The sequence below is a fragment of the Barrientosiimonas humi genome, from assembly GCF_006716095.1.
Taxonomy (GTDB): Bacteria; Actinomycetota; Actinomycetes; order Actinomycetales; family Dermatophilaceae; genus Barrientosiimonas; species Barrientosiimonas humi.
This window is the reverse complement of sequence record NZ_VFOK01000001.1, coordinates 3126749-3141189: the sequence shown is the minus strand read 5'-3', so window position 1 is coordinate 3141189 and position 14441 is coordinate 3126749. Positions and strand designations below refer to the sequence as shown.

The 14441-nt window shown below is 71.1% G+C and carries 11 protein-coding genes and 1 CRISPR repeat array; of the genes, 8 read left to right on the top strand and 3 right to left on the bottom strand.

The genetic code is table 11. The features are described 5' to 3' along the window. Positions 1-76: 76 nt before the first annotated feature. Genes cas3g through csb2 form a run of 5 tightly spaced genes read left to right on the top strand, consistent with a single transcriptional unit; the run spans position 77 to position 6554 of the window. On the top strand, positions 77-2659 hold the full coding sequence (gene cas3g / locus FB554_RS14540; RefSeq protein ID WP_170206901.1) for a type I-G CRISPR-associated helicase/endonuclease Cas3g: 2583 nt from the start codon (positions 77-79) through the stop codon (positions 2657-2659). Beyond that, on the top strand, positions 2656-3525 hold the full coding sequence (locus FB554_RS14535) for a hypothetical protein (RefSeq protein WP_142007108.1): 870 nt from the start codon (positions 2656-2658) through the stop codon (positions 3523-3525). The genes cas3g and FB554_RS14535 overlap by 4 nt, the downstream gene beginning before the upstream one ends. Next, positions 3522-4139 carry a type I-E CRISPR-associated protein Cas6/Cse3/CasE gene (locus tag FB554_RS17245; RefSeq protein WP_170206899.1) on the top strand — a complete coding sequence of 206 codons (618 nt, stop codon included), beginning with the start codon at positions 3522-3524 and terminating at the stop codon, positions 4137-4139. The genes FB554_RS14535 and FB554_RS17245 overlap by 4 nt, the downstream gene beginning before the upstream one ends. Beyond that, entirely contained in the window at positions 4136-5293 is a 1158-nt protein-coding gene (gene cas7g, locus FB554_RS14530; RefSeq protein ID WP_170206898.1) for a type I-G CRISPR-associated RAMP protein Csb1/Cas7g, read from the top strand. The genes FB554_RS17245 and cas7g overlap by 4 nt, the downstream gene beginning before the upstream one ends. Then, on the top strand, positions 5286-6554 hold the full coding sequence (csb2, locus tag FB554_RS14525; RefSeq protein WP_142007106.1) for a type I-G CRISPR-associated protein Csb2: 1269 nt from the start codon (positions 5286-5288) through the stop codon (positions 6552-6554). Before cas7g ends, csb2 begins: the two co-directional genes overlap by 8 nt. 40 nt (positions 6555-6594) lie before the next feature. Continuing rightward, positions 6595-8207: direct repeats of the CRISPR family, unit length 28 nt; unit sequence GTCTGCCCCGCGGTCGCGGGGGTGGAGG. Positions 8208-8737: 530 nt separating this feature from the next. Here csb2 and FB554_RS14520 read toward each other — a convergent pair. After that, positions 8738-9211: a DUF4262 domain-containing protein gene (locus tag FB554_RS14520; protein WP_142007105.1), complete on the bottom strand. Its 474-nt coding sequence runs from the start codon at positions 9209-9211 to the stop codon at positions 8738-8740. 732 nt (positions 9212-9943) lie between these two features. Here FB554_RS14520 and FB554_RS14505 point away from each other — a divergent pair. Beyond that, entirely contained in the window at positions 9944-10675 is a 732-nt protein-coding gene (locus FB554_RS14505; protein ID WP_142007104.1) for a ZIP family metal transporter, read from the top strand. A gap of 160 nt (positions 10676-10835) precedes the next feature. Here FB554_RS14505 and FB554_RS14500 read toward each other — a convergent pair whose 3' ends face one another. After that, a complete protein-coding gene (locus FB554_RS14500) occupies positions 10836-11480 on the bottom strand; it encodes a maleylpyruvate isomerase family mycothiol-dependent enzyme (protein WP_142007103.1) in 645 nt (214 codons plus the stop codon). A 132-nt stretch (positions 11481-11612) separates the two neighbouring features. Here FB554_RS14500 and FB554_RS14495 point away from each other — a divergent pair, with 132 nt between their 5' ends. Beyond that, positions 11613-12842, top strand: a complete 1230-nt coding sequence (locus tag FB554_RS14495) for a chloride channel protein (RefSeq protein WP_142007102.1) — start codon at positions 11613-11615, stop codon at positions 12840-12842. Here the strand turns inward: FB554_RS14495 and FB554_RS14490 are convergent. Further along, positions 12836-13879, bottom strand: coding sequence for an LLM class flavin-dependent oxidoreductase (locus FB554_RS14490; protein WP_142007101.1), 1044 nt, complete (start codon positions 13877-13879; stop codon positions 12836-12838). The genes FB554_RS14495 and FB554_RS14490 overlap by 7 nt on opposite strands. Positions 13880-13956: 77 nt before the next feature. On the opposite strand from FB554_RS14490, the gene FB554_RS14485 reads away from it, so the two are divergent. Then, the gene (locus tag FB554_RS14485) at positions 13957-14424 is read left to right on the top strand and encodes a PPOX class F420-dependent oxidoreductase (RefSeq protein WP_142007100.1); all 468 of its coding nucleotides are present in this window, start codon (positions 13957-13959) and stop codon (positions 14422-14424) included. The last annotated feature ends 17 nt before the right edge of the window (positions 14425-14441 follow it).

The window sequence follows — 14441 nt, the reverse complement described above, 5'->3', positions numbered from 1 at the left end:
CCCTGGATGGGGACGATGGCGGACGTTCTGTTTGAAAACCATCTTTCCTAAGGTGCTCACCGCTAACGTCGCACTCGTGGCGAGCCAACGGGGTTCCTTCGAGGGCTTCTTCTTCGAGATGACGGGTCACCGGCCGTATCTCTGGCTGGTGCAGGTGGCCGAGGCGCTGCGTCGGGGGGACCCACCCAGGACGCTCACGGTGCCCACTGGATACGGGAAGACATCGGTGCTGCTCGCCTGGCTGTGGGCGTTGGCCCAAGATCTGGGTCGCCCCTCAGGGCAGCAACGCACTGTGCCGATGCGTTACGTCCTGGTGGTCGATCGGCGTGTTGTCGTCGACGACACCGTCGCCTCCGCCGAGCGATGGATCGACAAACTCAAGCGCGCTGAGACGCCCGCGGTCGCTGCGGTCGCCGATGCGTTGCGACTTGGTGGCGACAGCGCGGAGGCCCACGTTGAGTCCGAACCTCCGCTCGTGTCGCTGTCGATTCTGCGCGGTGGGCTCTCAGTACGCCCTCAGATCGCGGCGCATCCAGCGGCGCCAGGGATCGTCGTGGGCACGGTGGACCTCGTGGGTTCGACCCTGCTCGGGCGCAGCTACGTGGGCTCCGTGGGTCGCCGTCCCATCGACATGGCTCTGCTGGGCACCGACTCGCTGCTGGTGCTCGACGAGGCGCACCTTTCGGGGCAGTTGGACCGGACCCTGCAGGTGCTCGAGCGCCAGCAGCAGGACGAAGGCTGCCTGGGCGGGGCCATTCCTCAGCGCAGGGTGATGCGCATGACGGCCACGCCCAGTGCCGGTGACGCCGGGCTGCAGTTCGACCGCGTGGCCGAGATCCGGTCCCAGCCCGAGGTCGGCGACCGGATCCGCCGCCGCGCAGAAGTGCCGGTGGCGGTTGAGCACGTGGAGGCCAGCACGGGGGACCAAGGGATGGCTCGAGCTGTCTCGGGTCTGACCGTCGAGCCGGGGCAGTCGTACCTCGTCTTCGCCAACACTCCGCAGCGGGCGAAGACCCTTGCCTCCACGCTGCGCTCACGGCACCGCGATGCGGACATCGTTCTGCTGGTGGGCGGAATGCCGAACACGTTTCAGAGGCGCGTGCTTCGTCGGCTGGCATCGGTCAGAACGGGTGAACGGCGTCGGGGGCCGGACGAGAACGCGCTCATCGTGGTCGCGACCCAGACTCTCGAGGTCGGAGCCGACCTCGACTTCGATCATCTGCTGACGCCCATTGCATCGGCCGCGGCCCTCACCCAGCGCCTCGGACGAGTGAACCGAGTGGGCTCCCGTTCAGGCGGCTCGGTGCGGATCATCGTCGGCGAGGGGAAGCCTGAACCTGTCTACGGAACCGCCGCCGCTGACTTGGGCTCGGCGCTTCTGGCGGCCGCGCCGACGACGGTCTCCGCGCTCATCCGCGTCCTCGAGAGTCCAGAGCACGCTGCGGCACCAGGCGCAGCGGCCGTGCTGCCGCGGTTCGTCTTCGACTCGTACGTGCCCACTGGGCGCTCGCCTTACGAAGCGCCGGTCGGCCGGTGGCTGCGCTTCCCGGACGATCCCGCTGCGGAGGTCAGCGTCGCCTTCCGCCGCTCGGTGGGCATCTCCAAGCTGTGGCCGGATGGAGCCTCCGGAGAGCCTTCATCGGCGGCGGACAACCCACTGGTAGCTCACTTGGAACGGCACCCGCCGGACCCTGACGAGACCTGGACCGTCCCGATCGCTCTGGCCCGCGAACTGTGCGCCCGGATTCCGTTCTTGTTGATTGATCCCGCCAGCGGGGTGCCGCAGCTGTCGCCACCGGCCGCTGGCCTCCGTCCGGGTTCGGTCGTCGTGTTCCCGCCGCAGCAAGACGCCTTCGGAATCGAAGGAGCGGGTGCGGATCTCGTGGACGGGCAGCCGCCGGCTGACGCCACGACGGAGAACGCCATCGGGCGCTTCGAGCTGACTGCCAAGCCCGACGAATCGCGATACCAGGGCGAGGTCGAGGTGGTCGAGCTGGTGAACGAGCTAGGCGACTCGACCGGTTGGTTCGAGGTCACACCCGTTTCGCCGGACCCCGACGAGGTCGTGCTGGCGGAGCCGTACGGCTTGGATGAGCACCAGCGTGACGTCGAGAAGCAGGTGCGGGAATGGTGCTCCCGGCTCGCGCTGCCAGAGGCGCTCACCGAAGACCTAGCCCTAGCGGCACTTCGACATGATGAGGGCAAACGGAACAACAATTTTCAGCATGCCCTGCGTCACCGGCGCTGCCCCGACGGGACCTACGTCGTGGACGAGTCGGCGAACGACGTCGGAAAGTCAGCGCTGGCTCGCCGCGACTGGCGATGGGTGCAGCGGCAGTCCGGCGTGCCGCACGGGTGGCGGCACGAAGCCGACTCCGTCGCCCGGTTCGAGGCGGCGAGGGCCGCGGGTGAGGTGAGCCCCCACGATCCGGCGATGGTCCGGCACTTGATCCTGACCCACCACGGGTCGTTCCGCCCGTTCGGCCCGCTGCTCGACGGCCCGGACGCCCCGCCGCTGCAGGATCCCACCACGGACGAGTGGGCCACCCGGGTCGACGAGTTCAACGAGCTCGTGCGCACCTACGGTCCCTACTCGCTCGCGCTCGCCGAGGCGATCGTGCGCCTCGCAGACTGGGCGGCTTCCCGGAGGTTGGCATGACGACGTGGGAACTGACTGCGCTCGACGGTGGACACCCGTCCGGGTTCCTTGCCGCGCTCGGCCTCGCTGCCCTGTCCGACGGGACGCTCTCTTTCCTAGAGTCGGGGACCCCCGCCCTCACACACGAGAAGGAGGCGGGTGATGTTGCCCGCTCGGTCGTGGACCAGCTGGAGAATCTCACCGCTCCGGAGAACTTCCCGCTGCCCGACGTGGCGACCCTTCGGTCTACGACACCGGCGTGGTCCGCGTTGGCTGACCTGTGCGCTCAGTCGTGGGACAGCCCAGCCCTTGATGATGTCCTGCGAACGATGGACGTCGGCGGGACCAAGGGCGGTGCCGTCATCCCGGCGGATCCGCAGGTCAAGTCGGCTGCTCTCATCCTCATTTCGGGTCGCAGCTACGTCCGCAAGTCCTGCGCAGACCTGTGGCCTCCCGCGAAGAGGGGAAAGGATTCGGCTCAGCACCGTGCGCAACAACGGCAGCTGCTGCTCGACGACGTACATGCCCTCCTCGATGGGGACGCTCCCCGATTCATCACCGACTCGATGGTCCTGAGGTTCTCCGTGGCGGAGACATCCCCACGGCTGACCCTCGGGACAGAGTCGGCGGCGGCTGTGCCTGTCGTGGAGCTGTTGGCTCTCGTGGGCGTGCTCCAGCTCCTGCCCGGCACCCTCGACGCGGAAGGTGGCGCTGGGCTCGTCTGGAGCCTCAACCCTGCGCCGATGGGTGCATCTGCCGTGGCGCAGCTTGTGATCAACGACATCCATCCTGCGTCGTGGCCCACCTTCACCGCGTCGGTCCGGTCGATCGGCGGCGGCACCAAAGCATCCAGGTTCGACTCGATCAGAAGGGTTTCATCGTCATGACCGACCTCGTCATCGACTACCCGTTGTCCACCGACCTGCTCAAGACCGTCGCACAGCCGGAGGCCACGCACGGCTGGTTCTGCAAGCTCCTCCCCGACATGCACGGTCGGTCAGCGGGAATCCGCATCGACACCGGCTCGCAGTTTCGCGTCGACCTGCCATCAGATCCCCTGGGTGAACCGGGAGACGTGCGGCTTCGGGTGCGCAGTGCGGGGGCGACAGTGCCCGGAGGGCGACCGATCGAGACCCCGCCGCTGGTGTCGGGCACGCGCTGCGTCGCTCTCGTGGCCGCAGAGAAGCGGAACACCGTTGATGGTGCGGTCCGGGTCAGACCGGTGACCGACGAGGAAATGGCGGCGTGGGCAACCGGCCTGCTCGCACGGCACGGGATCGACGTCGAAGACCTCGCATGGTCGGCGGCCCGCGGCTACGGCGTGCGGGGCGAGCGTCGAGTCCGGTTCACCGTGCGAGACCTGTCGTTCGTCGTTGCGGACGTGGCTGCGGACGCGGCCAAGAAGGTGCTGGCCAACGGGATCGGGCGCGGCAGAGCGTACGGCTTGGGGATGGTCGTGCCGGTCGCCGCGGCCAGCGTCTTGGCAGGAGCGCACGCATGAAGACCCAGAAGTACGTCGATCTCGTCCAGGGTTGGATCTCCGACCGTGACGTGGCAGGGCTGCAGTTCACCACGGGATTCGAGTCGCTGATCGGGGAGACCGTGACGCCCCCGGCCGGCACCATGCAGGCTGGCGGACGTGTGGTTCAGGGCGAGTTCACGCTCCCGGACGGCAGGGTGGCCGTCACGATCGATTCGTGGGGATCGCAGGCCTCCCGCATGGAGGCGGCCGTGGAGGCAGTCGCCGAGGACATCGGGTACCCGCTCGTCAGGTTCGTCGACGAGGACGGTGGTTTGCTCACCACCTCGGTCCGCCTGTCGCATCGGCAGGCTGACGCCACGTGGCGCGCCGCTCGGGTGCAGCTGGAGGAAGCGGGCATTCCGTTCCAGGAGATTCAGCAAGCCACGACATCCAACGCTGGGGCGCTGGTGCGCTGGTTCCCGACGAGTCCGATCTTCGGGTGGTGGCACTCGCACACGGTCAGCCAGAAGAAGCTCGATCGCAACACCAAGGTCTTCGGCAAGGAGCTCGCTGACGCGTTCGAGGGCTACGCGAAGGTGCACAGCGACGCGAGGTCTGCTCGCATCGTGACGGCTGAGATCGTCGCGACTGGCGTGGCCAGGCGGCACCGGATGGCGGCGAAGCAGGACACCTTGTTCGGGCCTCAGGCCAAGCAGGGCGGGAGCAAGGACGAGGTCGGTCCGAGCGCACTAGGGCTGGGCTCCATGCCGCCTACCGCGATCGAGAAGGCACCCGTCGACGTGACGTATGAGTCCATCGTCGGCCACTGGTTCCTGTCCTTCTCGGGGCTCCGACGTTTCGGCTGGGCCGACCAGGACGCCGCCGACGCCAACGCGCTCATGGTGGCCCTGGCTTTGCTGCTTCGCGAAGTCGCGGCGCAGGACGCGCGGCTTCGAGCCGGAACCGAGCTCCGCATCGTGAACGCCCCCAAGGCCACGCTGGTCCGGCACGCCGTCGACGCCGAGGAGGTGAGCCTCCCCAGCGGCGAGGAGCTGGTGGCTCTGGTTCGCGAGCTGGGTTCGCGGGCTGGGTGGGAGGGTCCCGTCACGGTCACGATCCCGCCGAAGTCGATCCTCGGCCAGCTTCTCGAGAAGTCCGACCGCGAGCTAGTCGAGGCGGACGGCGGTGCCTGACCTGGTGGTCGACGTCCGCTTCCCGCTCGGTGAGTTTCAAGCGCACGACGAACGCGGGTCGGCGGAGTGGCCCCCCTCGCCAGCCCGGCTTGCGAGCGCCACCCTGGCGACGGCGTACGGCCGCGGCGAGGGGGTCGAGGTTGCCAGGGCCATGTTCGGCCTGGCGCCTCCGACGATGGTGGTGCCGCGCAGCGGAGAGCGCGCGGGCAACGTCACCACGTGGGTGCGCGTTGATGCTGACCTCGATCTGTCGACCGGACGCATCGAACGCGGTGGTCTCACCGGCACGATCAGCAAGCCCGCGCGCCGTGGGACGACCGTGGCGGACGGGTGTGTGTCGTACGTCTTCGCGGATGTGCCGTTGGACCCAGCCGAGCTCGGAGGCCTGCAAGCGGTGATGGCCGAGATCCCTTACCTCGGGCGCCCGACATCTCCCGCCGTGGTGGATGCTTACGTGCTCGAACACGCAGACGTAGCGGCCATGTCGAAGGGGCGCGAAGTGTGGTCGCCTGCGGAGCAGGGCTCCCGCCGGGTGCGGGTCGCTACCTCGGGCTTGCTGGCCGCTCTCGACAAGCGTGAGGCGCAGCGCAGGGCGTTTGGTCGCCCGGGATTTCACCCCTCGCTCGGCGCCCGCCCGATGGCGACCTATGCGGTGAGTGCAGCCACCGAGACGGTCGAGGTTGAGTCGTGGTCCACGGCGCGACTCGGCGACGTGCAGCGGTGGTGGGCCGACGCCGTCGTGTACCGGTTCACACCTGCCGCCGCGCCAGAAGCGTTGCTGGCGCTTGGTTCTCAGCTGTCGGACGACGTGCTTGCGGTGCCAGTTCTCGTGACGCAGAACCATCGAGGGCTGGAGACCCATGGCCTGCGTGAGGTCTTGGTTCGGGGGCAGGGGCCCGAGGCGGTGCGCCTGGTGCGGGAGGGACACGTCAGCGTCACGGCTCCGCGGCGAGACAACCTCAACTCAGTGCGGAAGCTGGTGCTCCAGCGCGTGCTGGGCCGGTCTGCTGCCTGGACCACGCAGGTTCCGGTGCCGGCCGAGCCTGGGCGCCTCCTGGATGAGTGTCAGCGTCTGGCCGCGCAGCACGGGGCAGAGCTTCAGGAAGTCACTGTGCACGACGTGGCCAGGGACATGCGCGCGCCGCGGGTGGAGTTCCACCCCGGCCTCACTCACGTCTCCTTGCTCCTTGATCGGGAGGTCGCTGGCCCGCTTCAACTAGGTCCGTTTGGGCTGGAACCCGTGGGCGCGCGAACTGAATGAGAATGCGCCATCAGTCGCGCGTCGTTGCAGGTCAGGAAGTGTCTGCCCCGCGGTCGCGGGGGTGGAGGGGACGCCGCCGGGCGCCCGCTGTACGCCGTGCGGTCTGCCCCGCGGTCGCGGGGGTGGAGGCTTTTCACAATCTGAGACGATTTGAAAAAACCCGTCTGCCCCGCGGTCGCGGGGGTGGAGGGTCGGCGTACGCCGACCCGTCGCGGTAGATCGTGTCTGCCCCGCGGTCGCGGGGGTGGAGGCCATGACGAATCGCCGTTGGCCGCCGTCCTTGGGTCTGCCCCGCGGTCGCGGGGGTGGAGGCGTCGTTCGAGAAGTACGCGGACTACGGCGCGTGTCTGCCCCGCGGTCGCGGGGGTGGAGGGGGCGGCACGTCCACGCTCGGGTCCGGCACCACGTCTGCCCCGCGGTCGCGGGGGTGGAGGGACGATGCGCACCACCGCGGCCTACGACGTGGGGTCTGCCCCGCGGTCGCGGGGGTGGAGGGGACGACGTCACCGTCGAGACCAGCGACCCGACGTCTGCCCCGCGGTCGCGGGGGTGGAGGGCCTCGATACTCGCCCGGCTCGGGCAAGTCCGGGTCTGCCCCGCGGTCGCGGGGGTGGAGGCTTCGCCCTCAGTGCCGACGGGTGGGAGCCGCCGTCTGCCCCGCGGTCGCGGGGGTGGAGGGGCCGCGCGCGGAATGGGTTGGCGCGTCTCGGAGTCTGCCCCGCGGTCGCGGGGGTGGAGGCGCACACGTCTCGGCGCCGGTCGGCACCCGCGCGTCTGCCCCGCGGTCGCGGGGGTGGAGGCCACCAGCCGCGAACGGACGCTTGATGTACGGGGTCTGCCCCGCGGTCGCGGGGGTGGAGGCGTCAGGTCGAACCCGGCGACCGGCTGCTTGCCGTCTGCCCCGCGGTCGCGGGGGTGGAGGCGCCCACGTGCGCGCGCAAGCCATCATCAGGCGGTCTGCCCCGCGGTCGCGGGGGTGGAGGCCACTCGGCGGGCGGGTGCACCGGGACAGCGGAGTCTGCCCCGCGGTCGCGGGGGTGGAGGCCCCTGCTGGAAGGCCGGCGAGTTCACTGCGTCGTCTGCCCCGCGGTCGCGGGGGTGGAGGGGTGTGCCCCGGCGACGAGCGCATCCCGCAGGTGTCTGCCCCGCGGTCGCGGGGGTGATGGCGCCGACCTGGACCAGGCTCGCGGCCGAGCCCGGTCTGCCCCGCGGTCGCGGGGGTGGAGGGGTGTGCCCCGGCGACGAGCGCATCCCGCAGGTGTCTGCCCCGCGGTCGCGGGGGTGATGGCGCCGACCTGGACCAGGCTCGCGGCCGAGCCCGGTCTGCCCCGCGGTCGCGGGGGTGGAGGGCCCCAGGTCGACGCCCTGGGTCGGGTGATGACGTCTGCCCCGCGGTCGCGGGGGTGGAGGCCCGAACCCGCCCCCGGCGTCGGTGATCCCGGGGTCTGCCCCGCGGTCGCGGGGGTGGAGGCTCCTGTCCGCTATAGGGATTCAGCGCGTTGGAGTTCTCCCCGCGGTCGCGGGGGTAGAGGGCCCGCGGGATGACCGACAAGGACCTGCGGTAGTTCTCCCCGCGGTCGCGGGGGTCGAGGGGGCGGGCACGTCCGGCTCGTGCCGCTGCCGGAGTTCTCCCCGCGGTCGCGGGGGTCGAGGCTCGCTGGTGTTCGAGTTCGCGCGGCTCGTCGTGTTCTCCCCGCGGTCGCGGGGCGAGGCGACGTGGGCGGCTACGACTGGTGGCCGCTGAAGTTCTACCCGCGGTCGCGGGGGTAGAGGCCTGCCGCGACCCGATCTGCCATGCCGGATCTTGTTCTCCCCGCAGGCGCGGGGGTAGAGGGTACGTCGCGCCGAGCAGCGGCGGCTGGTCCGAGTTCTACCCGCGGTCGCGGGGTAGAGGCACCAACACCTGGATCGGCGGCAGCGTCGAGGGTTCTCCCCGCGCTCCTCGGGGGTAGAGCCAACGGCATGAGCCAGCTCTGGCCGGCGACGCCGTGCGCCCCGCGCTCGTGGGGGTCGAGGGGCGGGCCCGGGCACCGACGGCGTGGCAGCCCTGCCAGCCTCGCGCTTGCGGGGGTCGAGGGTGCCGTCCGTTTGAGTCAGCGCGATAGGGCTAGCTCACCCCGCACTCCGTGGTCGAGGTTCGTCCGGCCACGCCGGGTCGATCACTGCCGCGTTCACCGCGCGTTCTACAGAGTCCCGGGGCGGGGCTGCTGGTGCGGGCCGTACGGATAGCCCGGGTCCTCCGGGAAGGCGCCGTTGACGTCCCAGGTCAGCTGGTACGCCGGCACCGAGAACTCCGGCGGCCGCTGGTAGAACCGGTTCGCGCTGAGCAGCATCTCTCCCGGGTTGGGGAACTCCTCGACGCGCGCTCGACCGCAGCCGTCGCCGAACTTGAGGATCTCGCCCGGCATCATGATCTTGCCCGCCTTGACCTCGGCGAAGCACCAGTTGAGCATCCCGCCGGCCGATTGCGGGGCCAGGCCGAACACGATCAGCTCCGGGTGCCCGAGGCCGAAGAACCCCGTCGAGTAGCAGAAGCTCGCCGATCTCGTCTCCGGCTCTGCGCAGACGTACTGCAAGAAGCACCCGTGCTCGCGGACGCAGTCGCGCACCATCGCGTCCTCCTGGTCGAGCCACGCCTGGGTCTGTGCGTCGGTCATCTCCATCTCCCCTCCGTCGAATGACGGGACCGTATGGGCGAGGTGTGACAGCACCCGGCTGTGACCAGCCGAGTTCGGGGAGCCGCTGCGTGAGTGTGCACAAGTGGCCCCTGCTCGGCGCCCGAGATGGGCGTGTTGTGCACTCTCACGGCGATGCCCTCGCCGCCGGTCCGCCGGCGCGCACGGAGGCCAGTCGAGCCAAACACGACCGTGTCGCGATCCGCACCAAAGGTGTCGTGTGCGGCACTCCTCCTCGCCCCGCCCGCTCCGGAGCGTCGATGACGCACGACGACCGGCCCCCGAGCAGAAGGAACGACGCCATGACCGACCTGCCCGCCCCCACCACTGCCTACCTCGAGCCCGAGGCCAAGAAGCTCGCCGAGGACACCGACCCGCACCCGCGCATCTACGAGCTCCCGCCGGCGCCAACTACTCCAAGGCGCTCCTCCCCTTCGTCTCCAACGCCGTCGTCGACGGCAACCTGGTGACCGGCCAGAACCCCGGGTCGGCCAAGGAGACCGCGCACAAGGTCGCCGCGCTCCTCTGAGGCGCCGGCTGGCGAGGTTTGCGCCCGCGTCGGCCGGGTCTCCTGAGAGTGCACTTGTGGCCCCTTCGCGGCGCGCGCGGTGGGCGTGTCGCGCACTCTCACGCTCGCAGCTCGGCGTGCCTCACCCCGCCGGTGCGCCGCACCCGCGTGCAACGATGCAGAAAACCGAGCACGGAGGTGCGTGGATGAGCTCCATCGGTCAGGCGTCGCTGCTGGTCAGCATCCCGGTGGTCGCGGCAGGTGTGGGGTCGACCGTGGCGGTCCTGCGCCCACCTTCGCCCCGGGTGGTCGCGGGGGTGCAGCACTTCGCCGCGGGCGTGGTCATCGCTGCCCTCGTCGGCGAGGTGCTCCCCGACCTGCGCGAGGAGGGCAACCAGGGCTGGGCGGTCGTCGGCTTCGCCGCCGGGGTCGCCCTGATGCTCGGACTCGCGGCGTACGGCCGTCGCGCCGACGAGCGTCGCGCCCGGGTCGCCACCCGGGCGGCTGCGGTCGCGCCGGTCAGCCTGCTCGCGGCAGTCGCCGTCGACCTGCTCGTGGACGGTGCGCTCGTCGGTCTCGGCAGCACCATGGGCGGCACCCAGGGCCTGATCATCACCGCGGCACTGACCATCGAGGTGCTGTTCCTCGGGTTGTCGGTCGCCGGTGAGCTGACCCAGCTGGGCATGAGCCGTGCGCGCGCCACCGCGATCTGCTGGGCGCTGGGTCTGCTGACCGCGGTCGGCGGCCTCGGCGCGGTCATCCTGCTCGACGGCGCCTCCGCCGCCGTGCTCGCGACGGTCCTGGCGTTCGGCGCGGCCGCCCTGCTCTACCTCGCCGTCGAGGAGCTGCTCGTCGAGGCCCACGAGGAGCGCGAGACGACCCTGCTCAGCGCGCTGTTCTTCGTCGGCTTCCTGCTGGTCTACGCCCTCTCGCAGTAGCCCACGACGACGTACACCCTGCGCTGGCCTGGCGCACCACACGCCCCAACGGAGAGGGCTCGCCGAGGTCCTTCCGAGGTCCCGCGCTCAGCTCACCACCAGCGACCGCTCGCGTCAGCCGGTGCCTCGCCAGGCTGGTGGGCGGGGCCCCGCCCGTCGCTCACGCAGACAACCGTCCTCGCAGCACCTGCACGCCCTCGCCCGCGAGGTCGTCCAGCGCCACCGGCCGCCCGGCGACGGCCATGGCCACGGCCTCGCTCGGCCCGCGCACCTCCTCGCCGGCACCCCACGACCAGTCCTGGTCGGTGGCGACCAGGCGGAGCCCGGCCAGCCGCTTCCGCGTCACGAACCCGCGCGTCGCGGGCTTGCTCACCAGGAAGTCGAGGGTCGCGCGCCACGCGTCGAGGTCGGGGCTGACGTCGAGCCCGAGCGGCCGCGCCGCGTCGCGCAGATGGATCGCCGAGTCAGCCATCGGGCCGCCGGCCCCGGTGAACGGCACCGTCAGCTCCTCGCCCGCCCGCTCACGCAGCTGCGCCACGATCTGCTCGGTCGGGCGGGCCGAGCGCTTGCGGGTCTCGTCGTCGACGTACTTGTCCACGTTGCCGCGATAGCGCACGAGCACCCCGATCACCGTCGGCCAGCTGAAGTCCGACTCCAGCGGCGCCAGCAGGTGCCCGGCGACCTCGCGCACGGTCCACCCCTCGCACAGGCTCGGCGTCGCCCACTGCTGCGGGGTCAGCGACGCGAACATGTCGGCGGCGAGCAACCGGTTCTCGGTCGCGATCCGGTGGTGCGGTGCAGGCATCGGGCTCTCCTGGGGCTGGTCGGCTCGGGAGGTTCGCGGTCAGGCCCAGCCTGCCGCAGACGTACGACATCCGCCCGCGTGCGCCCGCTCGACTGGCCGCCGCGCCGGGCCCGGGTGCGGCAGGCTGACGCCATGACGTCCGTTCCCGACGGGTCAGCCGTCGACACCGACGCGCCGTCGCCGTCGCTGCGCCTCGTCACCATCGCCGTGGTCTTCGGCGCGCTCGCGGGGGTGGTCGCCGGGCTGACCTACCTGCTCACCGGGTTGCTGTCCGACCTGGTCTGGTCGGTGTCCGACGCGCGGTGGTACGTCTTCGTCGCCATCCTCGTCGGCGGCACCCTGCTCGCGGTGCTGCGCCCCTCGCTCGACGCCTCGACCATCGACCTGCAGATCGCCGAGTCCGCCGACCCGCGCGCCGTCCGCTGGCGGCGCACCGCGGTGCTGGCCGCCGCCGCGATCGTCGCGGTCGGGTTCGGCGGCGCCATCGGACCCGAGGCGGGTCTGCTCGCCGTCGTCGCCGAGCTGTCCGCCCTGGTCAGTCACGCCATCGCTCGCAACCACGCGGAGGAGCAGCTCATCGGCCGCTCCGGCTCCGCCGCCGCCCTGGCCGGTCTCTACGGATCGCCGCCCGGCGCCGCCGCCTACGACGACGACGCGCTGTCCCCGCCGAAGGCCCTGCCGTTCCTCGCCGCCATCGCGGGCTTCGCCACGTTCCTCGCCACCGTGCGCGCGCTCGGGCACGGCGGTGTCGACCTGGGGCTGCCGGCGTACGACCTCGACACCGCCCTCGACCTGCTCCGCGCCGTGCTCCCGGCGGCGCTCGCCGCCGTCGTCGCGTACGCCTACCTGCACGCCCGCCCGCAGGTCGCCGCCGCGCTCGGCCGGGTCGGCACGCCGCGCGCCCAGACGCTCGTCGGCACCCTCGTCTTCGCGGCGCTGGCGACGGCCTGGCCGCTCGTGCGCTTCTCCGGGCACGAGGAGTTCGTCGACGTGGTCGAGCTCGCGGACGAGTCGGCCTGGTTCGCGCTCGCGGCGCTCGCGCTCGCCAAGCTGCTGGCCACCGCGATCTGCGTCAGCTCCGGCTGGCTCGGCGGTGAGTTCTTCCCGCTGATGTTCGCCGGCGCGGCCGCCGGTGCCGCGGCCCTCGCGCTCGTCCCCGGGCTCGAGGTCACCGCCGCGATGGCCTCCGGGGTGGGCGCCGCGACCGCGATCGGTCTGCGAAAACCGTTGGCAGCGTTGCTGATCAGCGCCCTGCTGCTCGGTGGTCTCGGCCTCGCTCCGCTGATGATCGGCGTCGCCGTCGCCGTGGCGGCGCTGCGCGCCTTCCCGCTGCCGGAGGGCATGCGGGCCGGGGCTCACTGACCGTCGGCGACCATCTCGCGCACGAGCGGGATCACCTTGGTGCCGTAGAGCTCGATCGCGCGCATGAGGTCCTCGTGCGGGATCGTGCCGTGGCTGTACTTCAGGTCGAACCGGTCGAGTCCGAGCGTGCGCACCGTGCCGGCGATCTTGCGCGCGACCGTCTCCGGCGACCCGACGTGCATCGCACCGTGCTCGATGTCCGCGAGGTACTCCTCCTTGGTCACCGGTCCCCAGCCGCGGTCGCGCCCGATGCGGTCGCGGTTGCGCTTGAAGTGGGGGAAGAGCAGCTCGCGCGCCTCCTCGTCGGTCTCGGCGACGAAGCCCGGTGCGTGCACGCCGATCGGCAGCGCCGGCTGACCGAGCTGTTCCAGCGCCTGGCGATACAGCTGGGCGTACGGCGCGAACCGGCTCGGGTCGCCGCCGATCACCGCGAGCATCAGCGCCATGCCGTACCGCGCCGCGCGCACCACCGACTCCGGCGAGCCGCCCACGCCCACCCACACCGGGAACGAGCCGCGCACCGACTTGGGGAAGACCTCGGTGTCGTCCAGCGGCGGCCGGTGGCTCCCCGACCACGACACCGGACCCTCGCTGCGCAGCGCGGCGAACAGGTCGAGCTTCTCGCTGAACAGCCGCTCGTAGTCGGCGAGGTCGTACCCGAACAACGGGAACGACTCGGTGAACGAGCCTCTGCCGAGCGTGATCTCGGCGCGCCCGTGGGAGATCCCGTCGAGCGTCGCGAACCGCTCGTAGACCCGGATCGGGTCGTCGGAGCTGAGCACGGTCACCGCGCTGCCGAGCAGGATCCGGTCGGTCTGCGCCGCGACCGCCGCGAGCACCATGTCGGGCGAGCTGACGGCGAAGTCGTCGCGGTGGTGCTCCCCGACGCCGAACGCGTCGACCCCCACCTGGTCGGCCAGCACCCCCTGCGCCACGACGTTGCGGATGACCTCGTCGTACGGCGCGAGCTCACCGTCGGCGCGCGCGTTGACGTCGCCGAACGTGTCCAGTCCCAGCTGCAGACTTTCGGTGGGCATCGAACCTCCAGGGTCGGGTGACGTCGGTGTACGGCATCGAGTCTGTCAGTCGACGGGCCGCCTGCCAGGCTGGGCGCATGGCACGCACCATCGCGAAGAACACCACGGTCGACCGCGAGCAGATGCTCGAGTTCGTACGTCCGCGCCACAACCTCGTGCTCGTCACCGTCCGCCGGGACGGGCGGCCGCAGCTGTCGCCGGTCACCGGGGGTGTCGATGACAGCGGTCGCATCGTCGTGACCAGCTATCCGGAGCGCGCGAAAACCGTGAACGCACGGCGTGATTCGCGCGTCTCGGTGCTCGTGCTCTCCGACGACTTCGGCGACGCCTGGATCCAGGTCGACGGCACCGCCGAGGTGATCGACGCGGTCGACGACGTCGAACCGTTCGTCGAGTACTTCCGCAACATCTCGGGGGAGCACCCCGACTGGGACGAGTACCGCGAGGCCATGCGCACCCAGGGCAAGTCGCTGCTGCGGATCACGCCGGACCGGTGGGGCCCGATCGCGACCGGCGGCTTCCCTCCCCGCCTGGCCGACGGCTGACGGCTGACGGCTGACGG